14 protein-coding genes and 1 tRNA gene are annotated in these 16250 nt (G+C 61.5%); 5 read left to right on the forward strand and 10 right to left on the reverse strand.

Translation table 11 applies throughout. The features are described from left to right. The first annotated feature begins 19 nt into the window (after window positions 1-19). Entirely contained in the window at window positions 20-631 is a 612-nt protein-coding gene (locus tag KQ296_RS01235; RefSeq protein ID WP_259726297.1) for a M67 family metallopeptidase, read from the forward strand. Continuing rightward, window positions 606-1769, forward strand: coding sequence for a molybdopterin-synthase adenylyltransferase MoeB (moeB, locus tag KQ296_RS01240; protein WP_041428344.1), 1164 nt, complete (start codon window positions 606-608; stop codon window positions 1767-1769). The genes KQ296_RS01235 and moeB overlap by 26 nt, the downstream gene beginning before the upstream one ends. Window positions 1770-1772: 3 nt before the next feature. Here moeB and KQ296_RS01245 read toward each other — a convergent pair whose 3' ends face one another. Beyond that, window positions 1773-2969 (reverse strand): cob(I)yrinic acid a,c-diamide adenosyltransferase, encoded by a 1197-nt coding sequence (locus KQ296_RS01245; protein ID WP_011932363.1) that lies wholly within the window; start codon window positions 2967-2969, stop codon window positions 1773-1775. A 60-nt stretch (window positions 2970-3029) separates the two neighbouring features. Here KQ296_RS01245 and larE point away from each other — a divergent pair, with 60 nt between their 5' ends. Beyond that, entirely contained in the window at window positions 3030-3881 is an 852-nt protein-coding gene (larE, locus tag KQ296_RS01250) for an ATP-dependent sacrificial sulfur transferase LarE (RefSeq protein WP_011932364.1), read from the forward strand. Window positions 3882-3918: 37 nt separating this feature from the next. Here the strand turns inward: larE and speD are convergent, their stop codons facing one another. Together speD and recF are read right to left on the reverse strand one after the other, a co-directional pair. Then, window positions 3919-4401 (reverse strand): adenosylmethionine decarboxylase, encoded by a 483-nt coding sequence (gene speD, locus KQ296_RS01255; protein ID WP_041428345.1) that lies wholly within the window; start codon window positions 4399-4401, stop codon window positions 3919-3921. Window positions 4402-4430: 29 nt separating this feature from the next. After that, window positions 4431-5528, reverse strand: coding sequence for a DNA replication/repair protein RecF (gene recF, locus KQ296_RS01260; RefSeq protein ID WP_011932366.1), 1098 nt, complete (start codon window positions 5526-5528; stop codon window positions 4431-4433). 83 nt (window positions 5529-5611) lie between these two features. Between recF and KQ296_RS01265 the strand changes: the two genes are divergently transcribed. Beyond that, a tRNA-Arg gene (locus tag KQ296_RS01265) sits at window positions 5612-5685 on the forward strand. A 75-nt stretch (window positions 5686-5760) separates the two neighbouring features. Next, window positions 5761-6018, forward strand: coding sequence for a hypothetical protein (locus KQ296_RS12700; protein WP_041428347.1), 258 nt, complete (start codon window positions 5761-5763; stop codon window positions 6016-6018). A 147-nt stretch (window positions 6019-6165) separates the two neighbouring features. Here KQ296_RS12700 and ppc read toward each other — a convergent pair whose 3' ends face one another. The 7 genes from ppc to KQ296_RS01305 all read right to left on the reverse strand — a co-directional run bounded on the left by ppc (window position 6166) and on the right by KQ296_RS01305 (window position 16204). Continuing rightward, the gene (gene ppc / locus KQ296_RS01275) at window positions 6166-9177 is read right to left on the reverse strand and encodes a phosphoenolpyruvate carboxylase (RefSeq protein ID WP_011932368.1); all 3012 of its coding nucleotides are present in this window, start codon (window positions 9175-9177) and stop codon (window positions 6166-6168) included. Then, the gene (gene gshA, locus KQ296_RS01280; protein ID WP_011932369.1) at window positions 9174-10322 is read right to left on the reverse strand and encodes a glutamate--cysteine ligase; all 1149 of its coding nucleotides are present in this window, start codon (window positions 10320-10322) and stop codon (window positions 9174-9176) included. The genes ppc and gshA overlap by 4 nt, the downstream gene beginning before the upstream one ends. Next, a complete protein-coding gene (locus KQ296_RS01285) occupies window positions 10319-11851 on the reverse strand; it encodes an anthranilate synthase component I (RefSeq protein WP_011932370.1) in 1533 nt (510 codons plus the stop codon). The genes gshA and KQ296_RS01285 overlap by 4 nt, the downstream gene beginning before the upstream one ends. Before the next feature lie 79 nt (window positions 11852-11930). After that, entirely contained in the window at window positions 11931-12362 is a 432-nt protein-coding gene (locus tag KQ296_RS01290) for a photosystem I reaction center subunit II PsaD (protein WP_011932371.1), read from the reverse strand. 94 nt (window positions 12363-12456) lie between these two features. Further along, window positions 12457-13812: a histidine kinase dimerization/phospho-acceptor domain-containing protein gene (locus KQ296_RS01295; protein WP_041428754.1), complete on the reverse strand. Its 1356-nt coding sequence runs from the start codon at window positions 13810-13812 to the stop codon at window positions 12457-12459. 38 nt (window positions 13813-13850) lie between these two features. Then, the gene (gene rodA / locus KQ296_RS01300; RefSeq protein ID WP_011932373.1) at window positions 13851-15125 is read right to left on the reverse strand and encodes a rod shape-determining protein RodA; all 1275 of its coding nucleotides are present in this window, start codon (window positions 15123-15125) and stop codon (window positions 13851-13853) included. Window positions 15126-15127: 2 nt separating this feature from the next. Further along, window positions 15128-16204, reverse strand: coding sequence for an Mrp/NBP35 family ATP-binding protein (locus tag KQ296_RS01305; protein WP_011932374.1), 1077 nt, complete (start codon window positions 16202-16204; stop codon window positions 15128-15130). Window positions 16205-16250 lie beyond the last annotated feature (46 nt).

Raw genomic sequence — 16250 nt, forward strand, 5'->3', positions numbered from 1 at the left:
ACGCCTTGGCATGGATCTAATGCCAGCTGACCTTATCGACAAGCCTCCGCAAATGCCATGGCGACTGCGCTTCGATTGGGATTGCCTGATCGTTTTGCGCCGATCGCTTGATGCGGTCGCTCCTAACGAGGGGTGTGCCCTTTTGCTTGGCGATTGCGGTTCTGAGCTGCGGCTGCGGGTGGTCTGGCCCTGCTGCAACGTTTGGCGTCCTGGCCTTCAGGGGCTGGAGGAGCAACCGGGCTGCGGCGATGGACCGCGGCCGTCGCGGCAGACGCGGTTCGCTCTGGATCCACGCGAGCAGATCGCGGCGCAACGCTGGGGGCGCCAGCGAGGACTCCATGTGGTCGGGAGTGCCCATTCCCATCCCGGTGGTGAGCCACGCCCCAGCAGCAATGACAGACGTTGGGCGGCTGCCGATGGGGTGATGGTGATCGACGCTGGTGTTCGCGGCCTGGCGGGATGGTGGATGGAGCGATCCACTGCGGGGCCTGCGTCCGCTCCCGCCACACTGGCCAAAGTCCACCCCCTGAGTCTTGTGGGGCCTGAGGGTGCAGCGCTGGGTAACACTGGCCTGAGTGTTCACAACAGTCGTTGCCGCACCTCCGATGACGGATCCGCGTTCGGTGCCTGAACTCAGCTCACAAGAACGGGGCCGCTATGCCCGCCACCTCACGCTGCCGGAACTTGGGCTTGCCGGTCAGAGGCGCCTGAAGGCGGCCTCCGTGCTCTGCATCGGCGCTGGAGGGCTCGGTTCTCCACTGCTCCTTTATCTGGCCGCGGCCGGGATCGGGCGACTCGGCATCGTTGACGATGACCGCGTCGATCTCAGCAACCTTCAGCGGCAGGTGATTCATGGCCAGGCCGCCGTCGGTGAGGGCAAAACCTCCTCCGCCCGCAGAAGGATTTTGGATCTCAATGAGCACTGTGTGGTGGACGAGCATCCCTCCAGGCTGACGCCGGAGAACGCTCTTTCATTGATCGGGGCCTACGACCTCGTGGTGGATGGTTCGGATAATTTCCCGACCCGGTATCTGATCAGCGACGCCTGCGTGATGCTCGGCCGACCGTTCGTTTATGGCTCCGTTCAGCGTTTTGAAGGTCAAGTCACGGTGTTCAACCAGGGGCCCCTCTCTCCGGACTACCGCGATCTTGTGCCTCAGCCACCACCACGAGACCTCGTGCCGTCTTGTGCCGATGGTGGAGTGATGGGCGTGATGCCCGGGCTGATCGGTCTCCTGCAGGCGACGGAAGTGATCAAAGTGATCACCGGTCTTGGGGAGACCCTCGATGGGCGTTTGCTGCTGGTCGACAGCCTCAGCATGCGTTTCAGAGAGCTCCGCCTCGAACGCCGCCCTCATCGGCCCGCCATTGAACAACTGGTGGACTACGAGCAGTTCTGCAATCCTGAACGTCCTGTCGAGGGCGAGGAGTCCAAGATCGTGAACAGCATCTCAGTGCGTGAGCTCAAGGCGTTGCTCGATGAGAGAGCCGACCTGTTGCTCCTGGATGTTCGTCAGCAGGCTGAGGCTGACGTAGCGGTCATTCAGGGATCCCAGCTGTTTCCCCTGGCGTCGATCGAATCGGGTGACGCCATCGAAGCGATCCGTTCGCTCGCATCCGGACGTGTTGTGTACGTGCACTGCAAGCTGGGCGGGCGATCGGCCAAGGCCGTTGACCATTTGACGCGCTCTGGAATCCAAGCGGTGAATGTGACGGGGGGAATCGACGCCTGGAGTCAGGAGGTGGACGCTTCGGTGCCCCGCTATTGAGCTCTAGTAGTCGACTCCACGTTTGAGATCCACGCCCTGCTCGGCGTAATGCTTGTGGCAGACCATCTCGGAGTGAACACTGGCGAGGTCGAAATAGGCCGGGGGATGTTTGCAGCGGCCGGTGATGATCACCTCTGTTTCCGCAGGCTTGCGCAGCAGCGCCTGCACGATCGGCTCCACCGGCAGGAGCTCAAGATCAACGGTTGGATTGAGCTCATCGAGAATCACCGTTTTGTAAAGACCACTGGCGATGGCTGCACGGGCGATTTCCCAGGCCCTCTCCGCTTCCACGTAGTCGATCGGCTGCTGTTGACCGCGCCAGACGATGGCGTCGCGGCCTGAACGCAGGTGATCCACCAGATGGGGGTAGCTCTCGCGCAAGGCTGCAATCGCGGCATCTTCGGTGTAGCCGCTGCCCCCTTTGAGCCATTGCAGAATGAGCACGCGATGGCTCTTGTCTTGGCTGATGCCGCGACCGATGGCTTGCAGGGCTTTGCCAAGGGCGCTGGTGGATTTGCCCTTGCCTTCACCGGTGTAGATCTCAATCCCCCCGGGAGTGCTGAAGGGCACCACAGACTGGTTGTCGTCTGAAGGCCGACGATGGGCACGCATTTCTGAATGCAGATCGGCAATCTGGATCAGAGGTCTTGGCGCTCCACGGCCGGTCACGATGATTTCCATCCCCTCCGGACGGGATGAGAGGGCTTGCACCACATCGTCGATCTCGAGCAGACCGAGATCCAGAACGGGATTGAGTTCGTCGAGCACCACGACGGAGTACAGCGCGCTGGCAATGGCGCCACGGGCAATGTCCCAGCCCCGTTGAGCCTCCTGCTGATCAAAACGGGTGGCTTCTTCGGCGTTGAAGTAGTCGGCGCGACCCGTTCGCACCTGGTCAATCAGATGGGGAAAACCCTGTTGCAGCGCTTCGATGGCCGCGTCTTCGTCATAGGCCCGTCCTGGTCCCTTGAGAAATCGCAGCAGCAGAACGCGGGTGCGGCGCTGCTCGCAGATGCCCAGGCCGATCGTGCGCAGCACGACGCCAAGCGCCGCCTGGCTCTTGCCCTTGCCGTCGCCGTCATACACGTGCAGCTGGCCAAGACTGCGCTCCCTGCTGTCGGCTGCTGTAACGATGCCAATGCCGCGGTTGCTGCGCCGGCGGGCACCTCCAGAGGTCTCGGATGAGCGTGTTGCGTCCATCGACGTCTTCGAGATGGCGCTGCGTACGATCGGAGCATACTGAGATTCCTGCGTTCTTCAGTGGCCGAAACGCGCTTCCGTCCATTGGAGTCCCTGGCCCGGGGTGATCAGGATCGCCTCGAAGCTCTGCGCGGGCTGCTTCGTGCCGCAGGAAGGGTTTGTGTGGCTTACTCCGGCGGAGTGGACAGCACCCTCGTCGCGGCCATTGCCTGCGAACAATTGGATGACCATGCCTTTGCAGTGACCGGAGTGTCCCCATCGCTTGCGCCCCATCTGCTGGAGGAAGCGCGACTCCAGGCCCGCTGGCTCGCGATTCGCCATCTGGAGGTGGAAACCAGGGAATTGGATGATCCGGATTACAGCTCGAATCCAACAGATCGCTGCTTTGCCTGCAAGCGGGAACTGCATCACCATCTCAAAGACATCGCCAGAGCCGCTGACGGCGCGCTTGTGGTGGACGGCGTGAATCTCGATGACCTCGGAGACCACCGGCCTGGTATTGAGGCGGCCCGTCAGGCTGGCGTGCGATCACCATTGGCCGAACTCCAGATCGACAAAGCAACGATCCGGCGACTCTCCAAAGCGCTTGGATTTCCCTGGTGGGACAAACCGGCCCAGCCCTGTCTTGCGTCGCGATTCCCCTACGGAGAGGTGATCACCCACCAGAGACTGAAGCTGGTCGGAGCGGCGGAAGCGTTGTTGATTGCTCGAGGGTTTCCGCGGGTGCGCGTTCGTGCGCAGGGGCTTGCCGCTCGCATTGAAGTGCCCACCACCCGGCTTGGTGAGCTTCTCGAGGAACCGCTGCGCCGCGACCTGGTTCAGGACTTCTTGGCTCTGGGGTTCACCTCGGTGAGCATTGATCTCGAAGGGCTGGTGAGCGGAAAGCTCAACCGCATGGCGAGCATGCGCTGAGATCTCCACACACCAACATGGGTTGGCCGCGCCAGCCTTAGCGAGGCGTGCACTCCGGCGTGCGTTCGAGCTCCGCCACAGCAGCCGGCGTTTCCCGCAAAAAGCTCCGTAAGGCGTGGTTCATGGCCTTGAGCTCGTCACGAAGGTGCTGGCAAGCCTTTTCAGGCATGGTGTGATCGCCACACGTGAAAACATCCACAGCCGCGTACCCGGTTTCAGGCCAGGTGTGGATGGAGATGTGAGATTCCGCCAGAAGAGCCAGTCCGGTGACGCCCTGTGGCTCGAATCGATGGGTGATGAGATTGAGAAGAGTGGCACCAGCACGCTTCGCAGCGGTCGTGATGGTGGTTCTCAAAAAAGCTTCGTCGTCGAGCTTGCTTTTGTCGCAATCGTAGAGCTCGAGAATGCAGTGCTTGCCCACCATGTCGGTGGCACTGTCAATCGGGGCACTGGCAGGCGTATGGGTCTGTGCGTTGTCCCATCCCGGGTTGGGATGCAGGCATGACAGGGTCTGCTCCATCAGGATGCAAAAGAAAACAGCTATCCACTTTAGCTGTTTCTCAAGCCGTTTCTCAAATGATCAGCATTGAGAATCTGCGAGCGTTGGCGCCATTCGCCTTCAAAGGCATCGAGATGGGTGGCACTCACAAGACACTGATGGGTGTCACCCACCGCTTCCAGCAAGGCCAGTTGGCGCTGCGGATCCAATTCCGCCAACACATCGTCGAGCAGCAGGAGCGGCGGATGGCCGCAGAGCTCTCCGACCAATTCCAGTTCCGCCAGTTTCAGAGCCAGCACCAGGGTGCGCTGTTGACCTGATGAACCGAAGCGCCGGGCGACAGTGCCATTCAGCAGCATGTCGATTTCATCGCGATGGGGGCCGACCCGGCAGCTGCCAAGCCGTTCCTCTTCGCTGCGTTGGCGGTGCAGCTGCTGTTCGATTGCGAGTCGCCAGGGCTCTTCGGCCTCCTCTCCTTCCAACACGCTCCCCGGGCTGTAGCGGAGCTCCAGTTGTTCATGGCCCTTGCTCAAGCGGGACTGCCAAGCCGCTGCCAGGGGTTCGAGCCGCGACAGCGCCCGGCGGCGGCGGCGATGGATCCGCGTGCAGACCAGGGCCATCTGAATGTCGAAACTGTCCAGGAGCGCTTGGTGCTCCACGCTGGTTCCGCCTCCCCCTCGTCGCCAGAACTGGCTGCGCTGGCGTAGAAGTCGGTTGTATCGCCCGATTAATTCGGCGTAGACCGGCTCCAGCTGCAGCACGACCCGATCAAGCCAATGGCGTCTTAAGGCCGGTTCTCCACGCACGAGATGTAGATCCAGGGCGCTGAAGCCCACACAGCGCAAAGGGCCAATCAGATCCATCTGACGCTGCAGCACCTTGCCATTGCGTCGTGCCTGACGGCCACCGCGGCGGCGAAGCTCCAGCTCAACCTCGGTGTCATCCACGCAGGACGCTCTTAGCAGAGCCCTTGAAGCGTCCCAGTGGATCAGATCCGCATCCTGACTGCTGCGGTGAGAGCGCAAACTCCCCAGCAGTTCCACTGACTCCAGCAGGTTGGATTTGCCGATGCCGTTGCTGCCGATCACGAGCAGACGCGGCGCTTCAATCTCCAGCTGCAGGTGGCAGTGGTTGCGGAACTCCTGCAGTTCGAGCTGGAGAAGCCGAATCGGTAAGGGTGCGACGTGTCGCTAAGGTAACCAAATCGTGGTTGTTCTCCCAACTGCCGCGGGGGCATGTAGCTCAGTTGGATAGAGCATCAGATTCCGGTTCTGAGGGTCGGGGGTTCGAATCCCTCCATGCTCGTGATTCTTCAGGCTCCACCGGTGATCGGAGCCTCAATCCCATGGTTCGGATGCCTCCTGGATCGAGGATGTATCCATGGGTTTTCAGTGCATTGAGAGCCTGGGGAGGCGCCGAAATGGAGATGCTGCAGCCCGGAAGATCTCGGCGCAGAACGGCGAGGGATCGGTGCACAAGCACCTCAACCAAGTGGACCTGATCCGGTCCTGGCCGCGCTGCGAGATTCCAGAGGTTGGCATTCAAGGCCTGATCGGTCGTGGCGCGGACAAACCCGGCCAGCGCATGATCGTTGTCCAGGATGGTCATCACCCAGAAACTGCGGCTCAGGGCGAGTGACCAGCGCTCCTCGGGGTGGATCTCATCACCGCAGGCCTGAAGCAGCCTGTTGATGCTGGCTCCATCGGGGATGTGGTCGAGTTTTAAGGAATACCCCTCCTTGAGGGCTGGGGCTGCGGGCTGTCGACGGAAGGGAAGCAAGGCCAATCACCCGGTGTTGCGCATGCCTGCGGCAATGCCATTGATCGTGAGAAGGGCACCACGCAGAAGTTCGCTTCGGCTGTACGTGCGGCCGTCGCCGTCGCTGGGAGATTCGCTCATGGGCGGTTGACGATTCTGGTCCCGTAATCGGCGCAGCAGGGCGACCTGCAGAAATCCCAAGGGCACGATGGTGCGGTTGCGCAGATCCACGGAGAGCTGGAGGGCTGGATCGGCATCCAGCAGTCGTTCTTGCCCTGTGATCTCCAGTACCAGCCGGTGGGTGAGGCTGTATTCCTCGGCGATGGTCGTGTAGATGCCGTCGAACGCTTGACGATGATCGGCACTCCCCAGGCTGGTCACGTAGTGACGGGCCAGATCGAGATCCACCTTGGAGAGGGTCATCTCCACTTTGGAAATCAGCATCCTGAAGAAAGGCCAGCGCTGGTGGAGGGTCCTCAGCAACGACATCTGATCGGGGTCGTTCACAAGCTCTTCATGCAGAGCTGTTCCGACGCCAAACCAGCTGGGGAGGAGAAAGCGGCTCTGGGTCCAGCCAAACACCCAGGGAATGGCCCGCAGGCTGGAGAGATCCCGCGTTCCGGTCTTACGCCGGGCGGGCCGGCTGGAGATCTGCAGCTTGCTGATCTCCTCGATTGGCGTCACCTGCTCGAAGAAGGCGACCAGATCGGGGTTGTCGTGCACCAACGCGCGGTAGTGGCGTCTTGAGCAACGCGCCAGTCGCGCCATTAGATCGTTCCAGCTGGGAGTGGCATCCAGTTGGTTGGTGACCAGGCTGTTCTGCACAACGGCGGTGCTCACTGTTTCGAGGTTGTAGAGAGCGAGTTCAGGCAGGCTGTACTTGGAGGCGAGAACTTCCCCTTGCTCCGTGATTTTGATGCGTCCCTGGAGCGTGCCGCTGGGTTGCGCCAGGATCGCCTGGTAGGCAGGTCCCCCTCCCCGGCCCACTGAACCACCACGTCCGTGGAACAGCCGCAGGGCCACGCCGTTCCTCGCTGCAAGGTCCTGAAGGGCAATCTGTGCTTTGTGAATCTCCCAGTTGCTGGAGAGAAAGCCCGAATCCTTGTTGCTATCGGAATACCCGAGCATCAGCTCCTGCAAGGGTTGGCCCTGGCTGCCAACCCTGGGAAGAAGGTTGCGATAAAGCGGTGTCTGGAACAACTCTTCCATCACCTCTGGGGCTCTCTGGAGATCCTCCACGGTTTCGAAGAGCGGAACCACCAGCAGGTCGGCATGGCCTGCAGACGGTTCCACAAGCCCTGCCTCCTTGGAAAGGAGCAGCACCTCGAGCAGATCCGAAACGCTGTGGCTCATGGAGATCACATACGTTCGGCAAATTCGACTGCCGAATTCGTCCTGCAGGCGATGCAGGGTTCGGAACACATCAACGGTTTCTTCCGTTGTTGGTGACCAGCTCACCGAGGGTGGGATCAGGGGGCGGCGGGTCTGCAGCTCCTGAAGCAGCCACTGCACGCGTTCCTGTTCGTTCAGATCCCCGTAGGCCTGGTCGGGGTTGAGATAGCGACTCACTTCATCGAGAGCATCGCTGTGGCGGGTGCTCTCCTGGCGAATGTCCAGACCGGCAAGGCTGAACCCGAAAATGTGCACCTGGGTGAGCAGCGTGTCGAGGGGTTCGCAGGTGAGGTCTGTACTGACCAAACTCGTGCGAATCAGTTCAAGGTCACTGCGGAACTCGGCCACAGATCCGTAGTGAAGCGATTCACTCTGCGGTGCCTCGGGGTTGGAGCTCAGCAGTCCATCCGCTGGAGCACGCCAACCGGCTTCCGCAAGCTGCTGGTTGCGGATCTGCGTGAGGCGCAGCCGCTCAAGCACAAAACTCAGCTTGAGACGGTAAGGCTCAAGGCGGTAGCGGGTGGCCCGCTCTTCGTACACCTCCGGGAATCTCAACCGATCCATTTCCAGGGATTCAAGAAGTGGGGCGCTGACTTGGCTCCATTGCATGGAAATGCTCAGCTGGTCGCGAAGCCCCTGAACCGCGCTCACGTAACGCTCCAGCATCAGCTGGCGCTGATAACAGGCTGTTCGCCAGGTGATGTCGGTCGTGACCGATGGATTGCCATCGCGATCGGATCCAACCCAGGATCCGAAGGTGCAAAAGGACGACGGCGGCAGTTGCACATCCGGGTAGCTGCTGGCCAGTGCCGAGGAGAGGCGGCGACGCAGCTGGGGCATGGCATCGAACAGCACCTGCTGGAAGTAGTGCAGGGCGTAATCGACCTCATCCAACACCGAGGGCTTGAACTGGTGCAGCTCATCAGTGCGCCACCACAGCCTGATTTCCTCCTCCAATTGAAGGCGGATCGTTCCCGCTTCAAAGGTGCTGGATTCAGTCTGGGCTTCGAGCTGCTGCAGAAGGCTTGCCACGCGGCGCTGTTTGTGGCGGACGGTGTGACGGACGATCTCGGTGGGGTGAGCGGTGAAGACCAGGCGGATATCGAGCTCCTGGAGCAGCGTCTCCAGCTGGGCAGGGGGGACGTTCAGTCGGCGCAGACGTTCAAACAGTTCCCGAAAGGTTGCGGGTTCTGTCTGGGTGGCCAGGGGAGGGGTGAACGGGTTGATCTGTTCCGCTGTGTCCTGGGAACGGACGATGCTCTCCAGATACCCGTCTTCCTCGATGCGCTGCTCGAGGATGTTCACCAGTTGGAAATAGAGGGAAAAGGCCCGAGCGGCAGCGATCGCTTCCGACAGGTCCATGTCCCTGATCAGCGACACCAAAGCATCACTGCTCACGGCGTTTCCCTCGGGAAGGACCGGGTCGCTGAGTTGTTTCATGCGCAGCAAGCGCTCCGCCTGCTCGGCTGGGCACTCACTGCGCAGAACGGTCTGCCAGAGGTCCTCGACCAGGGCCAGTCGTTGCTGCAGGAGTTGTCCACCGACAGGGGCGTCGTTGACCGCGGCCATGGCCTGCTCGCTCTCAGGAGTGATTGCGGAGGAGGAGGACATCGAAGACCCGCCGGGATCAGAAACCGTCATGATCATCCCAAAGCGTGATGGCCTGGGGTGGAACCAAGCGGGGATTCCTCGGTTTCCATGGTGCTGATGCTGTCGCTGAGCACGCTCTGAATCGAGGCACCATCGCGAATGGCGGCCAGCCAACGCATGGCTTGATTTCCCTGATCAAGAATGGTGGTCAGGGGCTTGAGTCGGTCGCTCAGGTGCAGGTCCGCTGCCAGGGGCTCGACAGATTCGATCAACGTCAGCACCCACTCTCGGCACAGGAGCGGCCGGCCGTCTTCCCAGTGATGAAGGGTGGCCTCGAGGCTTGCCTGGGCCGCGGCGCGGTCATTGTTAACGCTGAGCTGCTCGAGCTCGTCAAGGCTCAACGTGCTCTTGGTCATGGGGTCGTGAGCGGAGGGATCACGGAGGATCTGCTGAATTCTGAGTTCGAGCAGGGTGGTAACCGCCAGCAAGTGGGCCGGGTTGGTGATCAGATCGCAGATACGCAGCTCCAGCCGATTGAGTTGGTGGGGACGATCGGGACCGTTGGGGCGTACCGATGTCCAGAGATGGCGAACGTTGTGCATCGTCCCGGCAGCGATTTGCTCCTCTGTCCAGCGAATGAAGTGCTGATGATCCACGAACAAGGGGACACGGGCGGGCGTGAGGGGGAACTGCATCCAGCGTTGGGAATGGGCTCCGGTGATGTCGCCATTGAGAAACGGAGAACTGGCACTAAGAGCGAGCATCAGCGCCGCTTCACAACGCACGAGGCGTAAGGCCTTGAACAGGTCCTGAGGCGACTCGATTCCCAGGTTGATGTGGATGCTGGCTGTCACCACATCCGTGCCGTAGGTGGCTTCGATCAGATCGTGGTAGGGATTGGATGGATCTGAGCGCTCGAATCGTGTCGTATCTCCCAGGCTGAGGGTGCTGCCGGGCAGCAAGGTCAGGCCCCTCGGTTGAAGCCAAGTCCTCAGCGTGCGTCGTGGTGCGAGCAGCGCCTCGGTGAGCGGTCCGTAGTCGGATTGCGGAGCTGTGATGTATTCGAGGTTGCGGTGATCAGGCTCCGTGACGAAACCTGCGAGTTCCTGGCTGGCTTCGGCTGCGATCCCGACATTGCGACCATCGGGATGCCCCGTGAACAGCTCAACCTCAAAGCCCTTGAGCAAACGATTGTTCGTCATGACCCGGCGCCCTCGAGGCAGGCCAGTGCGGTCAGCATGCCTCGGGCTTTATTCAGGGTTTCCTGGTATTCGGCCTCGGGTTTGGAGTCTGCAACGATGCCGGCTCCGGCCTGCACCTCAAGGGTCCATCCGCCGTCTTGGTTGGGCTTCACAACCATCGTGCGGATGGTGATGGCGGTGTTCAGAGCTCCCGCCAGATCGACCGATCCATAAACACCGGAGTAGGGGCCGCGTGGGTCGGGTTCAAGCTCATGGATGAGTTGCATCGCCTTGATCTTGGGAGCTCCGCTCACGGTTCCAGCAGGGAAGGACGCCATCAGCAGATCCCAGATGTCGTTGCCCGGAGCCAGTCGACCCTCCACCTCACTGACGATGTGCATGACATGGGAGTAGCGCTCGATCACCATCAGCTCGCGCACGTTCACTGACCCGGGAACGCAGACGCGGCCGAGGTCATTGCGCCCGAGGTCAACAAGCATCACGTGTTCAGCACGTTCTTTGGGGTCAGCGAGCAGCTCCGCCTCAAGACTGCGATCTTCCAGTTCATTGCTTCCCCGGGGCCTTGTTCCTGCAATCGGTCGCAGGACAGCGCGGATCCCTCCTTGATCAGGTTCGGCCTTGACCATCACCTCAGGGCTGGATCCGATCAGCTGCCAGTCGCCGAAATCGAAAAACGCCATGTAGGGCGATGGATTCACCATGCGCAGGCTTCGGTAGAGATCAAGGGGGGGGTGGTCGATCTCCGTGCTGAGTTTCTGGCTGATCACCAGCTGAAAGGCATCTCCAGCGGCGATGTGCTCCCTGGCCTTGAGAACCGCCTGTTGGAAGTCATCCTGGGTTCGATTGCTGGATGTTGAGGGTGTGTCCCCTTGGCTGGGTGTCCAGTCGAGCGGGCGCACTGGGGGAAGCGGCTCGGCCATGGAGTTTTTCAGGGCTTGGATGCGCTGGATGGCATCGCCCCATGCGGCCTCTGGGTCGGCAAAAGCGTTGTGCTCGCCCGACAGATCGGCGTAGGCCACGGCTGTGATCAGCCGTTTCACCTGATCGAAAATGAGAATGCTGTCCATCAGCATCCACAGTCCCTCCGGCGGACCCTCCCCATCATTGGGATGGACCGGCACCGAGGGCTCAATCCAGCGAATCAGTTCATAGCCCCACATGCCATAGAGCTGACCGAGCGGTGGCAGTCCCGACAAGGTGGCCGGCTTGTAGGGCGCAAGACACGCGCGCAAGGTGTCGAAGGGATTGCCTGAGAACGTCTCTTCCCGGCCATCCCTCCAGATCCTTTGCAGACGATCTTTCCGGGCGGAAAGTGTCCAGAGCGGGTTGCATGCCACCACGCTCCAACGCCCGAGGGTTTCGCCTCCCTCGACGGATTCGAGCAGAACTCCAGGGGGACGCCCCTCGCCCACTTTCAACCAGGTGGTGAGGGGTGTCTCCAGATCCGCAGGCCAGCTGCTGGCCACGGGAATCAACGTGGAACCGGATGCAACGGCTTCCAGAAATGCAGTGCGGTCGGGTGTGAGCATGAACAGGAATGTCGAACCGACCGCGAGCCATCATGCCGGTCGAACCGACCGCATGAAGGGATCAAGCTTTTCAGCTGATTCAGGCGTCGAAGGTGTTGCGTCCGCTGAACTTGATGTTGGCGGGGTTGGTGTTCTGGCCAATGCGGCGGGGATTGTGGCCCACCATCGCCCGACCTTCATTGACCTTCTCAGGGAACACGCCATCGCTGGGATGGAGATACTCAGTGTCACCACCGGGGAAGATCCGGTAGATCTTGTAGTCCTCGATCCGGGGCTTGAACTTGGTCCGCAGCTGGGTGCCGAGAGCCAGGCACTGCTCCTTGCGGGCGAAATACATGATGTTTTCACCGGCATTCATCATGGCGGCGCCACCGGTGGGAAGTTCGAAGGCCTGAGCGCTGTTGCTTGTCCAGGTGATGGCGTACTTCTCCTCGGTCTCGGCGGAGTTGAGAAGACCTCCGGTGCTGCCGATGAACTGGGGAAGCTGTCCGTTCAACGCCGTTGCTGTCATGGCTGTCCTCGCGAAATCGGCATGCCTTTACGGCTGGAAAGTAGCACCGTGATTCTGCTCTGATCGCCCTACAGGCCTGGAAACTTCACACCCGTCAACATTGTTCCGCGATTGGGAAGAACACCGTGAGTCCTCGGTCCCGGCGTTGGGTGACTCGCCCCCCGAGGCTTTCCAGCAACCGTCGGGTCGCTGTTTGGCTGAGCTGCAGACTGCCGGTGTTGGTGTTCCAGCTCAGAACAGGCCCCAAGCGCTCCTGCTGCACTGGGTCGACCGTTTGCGATGCAATCTGCTCCGGGGTATGGGAAATGAGTTGGAGCTTGAGGCGTGCTCCTGCAGGTTGCAGGGTCAGAAGCAGCTTGCTTCCCGGCGGAAGGCTGCGGCTGCAGCGATCCACCAGGCCTCCAAGCATGGGCTCCAGGCGGCCGGGGTCGCTCAGCACAAGCGGCATGCTGTCGGCGATGGTCATCGCAAAGCCCACACCTCTGCGTTTGAGTTGCTGGGTCCAGATGGGCGATAACAGGCGCACCATCGCTCCGAGATCGGTGCGGGCCAACGGCGATGGACCTTCGGGTTGCCTCTGCAGTTCCGCCGCTTGGAAGATCAGCCCGAAGCGATCGATCTGCTCGCTGCATTCAGTGTCAATTTGCTGAAGACGCTCCATCGCTTTCATGGGCAGGTCGCGGCGGCGGAGAAGCGAGCGGATCAGCGTGCGGATGGTCGCCAAGGGTGTTCTCACCTCATGGGCGATCGCTTCCAGCAAGGAGAGTTCGGCATCGATGTCGCCTGAGGCGTGCGCCTGAGGCGTGGCCTCGGGGGACTCATGGGCGGTTTGAAACGTCACGGTGGGAGCCATCGACGCCAGCCGCTGCGCTAGGTCTGGCCAAAATTGAAGCGCGAAATCCCCGCTGCTTTGAAGCGGGCCAAGGTCGTTGAGGGCTTGATGAAGACTCTTGGCCTGGGCCTGATCTTCTTCTTTGAGCCTCTGCTCCACCAGGGCCAGGATCCGCGTGAGAAGGCTGGGTTCGCTGCGCATCAGAAGCCTGCGCTCTCCCTCCTGGCCCTGCAGGGCCAGCGCGATTTGCAGCTTGCTGGTGATCACCAGTAAGAACGGATCCTGGCTGTCCTCGGCACAGAGAGTCATGCGTTGGAAGCGGTGGCTGAGGAGCGGTGCTTCCGCCACACCCGTCGGTGCGCTGATCAGATCGGAGGGCAGCAGTGTGCTGCTCTGAAGATCGTTGAGAAGGGTGAGCGCCTCGGGTGCCCACACCCAGCCCCGGTATCGCTGCAGCAGCTCGGGCGCGTAGAGAGCCGGCAGGGGAGCGGCGATCCATACCCCTTCCCAGCTGGGGTCAGCGCTGAGCAACCGCTGCTGCAGAACCTCGAGCGCTCCCCACCACAGACGTCGCGCGTGGGCATCATCCGCCTTGCCTGTGGGCACTCCCTCGGCCATCAGCTGATGAATGGCCTGCAGTGGCGTACTGGTGTCCGTCACCGGATCAAGGCGCGCCTTGAGCGGCGAGCCACCGATAGACACAGCCCCAATGCGATGAAATTCACGACCATGGCGCTGCGTCCATAACTCAGGAACGGCAAGGGGATCCCGGTGACGGGGCCAAGGCCGATGGTCATGAAGATGTTCACCACCACCTGGAACATGATCATGGTGGCGACTCCGATCACCACCAGTGATTCGAAATCCGAGCGTGCCCTGCCCGCCACTTGGAGGAGGCGCCACATCAGCAGCATGAAGCCCACCACAACGAGAACCGTGCCGAGAAAGCCGGTTTCCTCTCCCAATGCACTGAAGATGAAATCGGTGTGTTGTTCTGGGATGAAACGCAATTTGGTGAGCTGTCCCTGAAGGAGTCCGGTGCCGAGCAGTCCCCCGGATCCGATCCCCACGGTGCTCTGGAGCAAGTGATAGCCACCCCCGAGGGGGTCTTTTGTGGGATCGAGAAAGAGCACCAAACGATCCCGCTGGTAGTCCTGCAACCCGTTTTGCCAAAGCCAGGGAGTGATCAATGCGGAGGCTCCCTGCACCAGGGACACGAGGGCGAGTGCCACCCGTTTCCAAGGCAGAGATCGATAGGCGATCACGAGGGTCAGGGGAATCCAGGCAGCCAATCCCCAGGGGAAAAGGCCGGCGAGCAACGCTGTCACCAGGGGTGAGAGCAGCAGGACCAACCACTCAAATGGCATCCCTGACCAGTACAGCATCGTGAGCAGCAGAGCGCCGAACACCAGAGACGTGCCGAGATCGGGCTGGATGAACACCAGAAGCCAAGGAAGTGAGATCACGGCGAGTGGTCGAAGCAGATCCACCGGCCGTTCCACTGGGTGGCGATCCAGCACTGCGGCCAGAAGAAGGATCGCGGCCAGCTTGGCGAACTCTGATGGCTGCACATGCACGCCGCCGATGCTGATCCAGCGCTGCGCTCCAAGCGCCGTCGTCCCGATCATGCGCACGGCCACGAGGCTGATCACCGTCGCTCCGTAGATCGGCACGAGCAAGGGTTTGAGCCTCAGCATCGACATCCTTGCGAGCAGAAGCGCAATCCCAACGCCCACCCCTGCGGTGACCCAGTGTTGGTACCAGTTGGCGTAGTTGGCCTGGCGCTGGGTGCTGGCGATCAGGAGACCGGCCACGGCGATCATGGCCAGGGGGATCCCCCAGAGAATCCAGTCCCGGTCACGGGCCCGGCGGCGCCGGTTACCCGACGGTGAGAAGAGCCTTTGTCCGCTGGAGCCGAGTCCGGTCAGCATGATCAGCGGGAGGCCTGCACCGCGGGTGAGAGTCGTTCGGCCAACGCGATGAACTGTTGGGCACTGATGGAGTCGGGCTTGGCCCGTGTGATCGGTAAACCCTGATCTCCTCCAGCTTGAACCGGCATCTCCATGGGGATCTCGGCCAGCAGGGGAACGTCGAAGGCCTCGGCGAGGGTCTTGCCTCCGCCCGACCCAAACAGCGCGTAACGCTTCTCAGGCTGATCAGGGGGGATGAATGCACTCATGTTCTCGACCACGCCGAGCACTGGGATTCCCATCTGTCGGAACATGGCCAGCCCTCGCCGGGCATCCTGCAAGGCCACCTGCTGAGGGGTGGTCACGATCACAACGCCTGCCATGGGAACGGCCTGTGCCAGGGACAACTGGGCATCACCGGTTCCTGGTGGAAGATCCACGACCAGGACATCCCGTTCACCCCAATTCACCTGGTAAAGGAACTGGCGGATGATCCCGTTGAGCATCGGGCCTCGCCAGATCACCGGCTGGTTCTCCTCAATCAGCAGACCCATCGACACCATGGCCACACCGCAGGTTTCGATCGGCTGCATGCACTGGTTGTCGCCGCTGCCGCTGACTTCGGGAGTGCAGTCGGCCACACCCAGCATGGTGGGTGCATTAGGGCCATAAATGTCTGCATCGAGCAGTCCGACGCGCAGTCCCTGATTGGCGAAGGCGCAGGCCAGATTGACGGCCACGGTGCTCTTGCCCACGCCTCCCTTGCCGCTGCTGACGGCGATCACCTGTTTCACGCCGGGAATGGCCTGGCGTTCCGCGGCTTGTCCATGTCCTGCCTGACCGATGCCGCCTTGGGAGGGAGGCTGCCCCACTTCGATCTGCACATCCTCGATGCCTTCGAGCCTCAGCAAACGGGTACGGGCGTCGTTAACGATGCGATCGCGCTGCCCCTGGGCGAAGCCGGGCAAGTTCAGTCGGATCACGGCGCGCGGTGGCGACACACGCACCTGATCAAGCCAGCCGAGGTCTAGTAGAGAGCGATCGCTACCGGCATCACGGAGGTCGCTGAGCGCCTGAGTGGCCTGTTCCGCTGAGATCATCCGCCCCATTCATTGGGCTGGATCCTAGGGGCGTCTCCCATGACAG

Origin of the sequence: Synechococcus sp. CS-197 (assembly GCF_025128215.1) — a bacterium.
Classification (GTDB): Bacteria; Cyanobacteriota; Cyanobacteriia; order PCC-6307; family Cyanobiaceae; genus Synechococcus_C.

Excerpts from the sequence above, each read along its gene's own strand:
- KQ296_RS01295 (WP_041428754.1), bottom strand. The coding sequence starts at position 13,812 with ATGGCCGAGGGAGTGCCCACAGGCAAGGCGGATGATGCCCACGCGCGA.
- KQ296_RS01235 (WP_259726297.1), top strand. The coding sequence starts at position 20 with ATGCCAGCTGACCTTATCGACAAGCCTCCGCAAATGCCATGGCGACTG.
- rodA (WP_011932373.1), bottom strand. The coding sequence starts at position 15,125 with ATGCTGACCGGACTCGGCTCCAGCGGACAAAGGCTCTTCTCACCGTCG.
- KQ296_RS01290 (WP_011932371.1), bottom strand. The coding sequence starts at position 12,362 with ATGACAGCAACGGCGTTGAACGGACAGCTTCCCCAGTTCATCGGCAGC.
- KQ296_RS01245 (WP_011932363.1), bottom strand. The coding sequence starts at position 2,969 with ATGGACGCAACACGCTCATCCGAGACCTCTGGAGGTGCCCGCCGGCGC.
- KQ296_RS01305 (WP_011932374.1), bottom strand. The coding sequence starts at position 16,204 with ATGATCTCAGCGGAACAGGCCACTCAGGCGCTCAGCGACCTCCGTGAT.
- gshA (WP_011932369.1), bottom strand. The coding sequence starts at position 10,322 with ATGACGAACAATCGTTTGCTCAAGGGCTTTGAGGTTGAGCTGTTCACG.
- speD (WP_041428345.1), bottom strand. The coding sequence starts at position 4,401 with ATGGAGCAGACCCTGTCATGCCTGCATCCCAACCCGGGATGGGACAAC.
- KQ296_RS01285 (WP_011932370.1), bottom strand. The coding sequence starts at position 11,851 with ATGCTCACACCCGACCGCACTGCATTTCTGGAAGCCGTTGCATCCGGT.
- ppc (WP_011932368.1), bottom strand. The coding sequence starts at position 9,177 with ATGATCATGACGGTTTCTGATCCCGGCGGGTCTTCGATGTCCTCCTCC.
- moeB (WP_041428344.1), top strand. The coding sequence starts at position 606 with ATGACGGATCCGCGTTCGGTGCCTGAACTCAGCTCACAAGAACGGGGC.
- KQ296_RS12700 (WP_041428347.1), top strand. The coding sequence starts at position 5,761 with ATGGGTTTTCAGTGCATTGAGAGCCTGGGGAGGCGCCGAAATGGAGAT.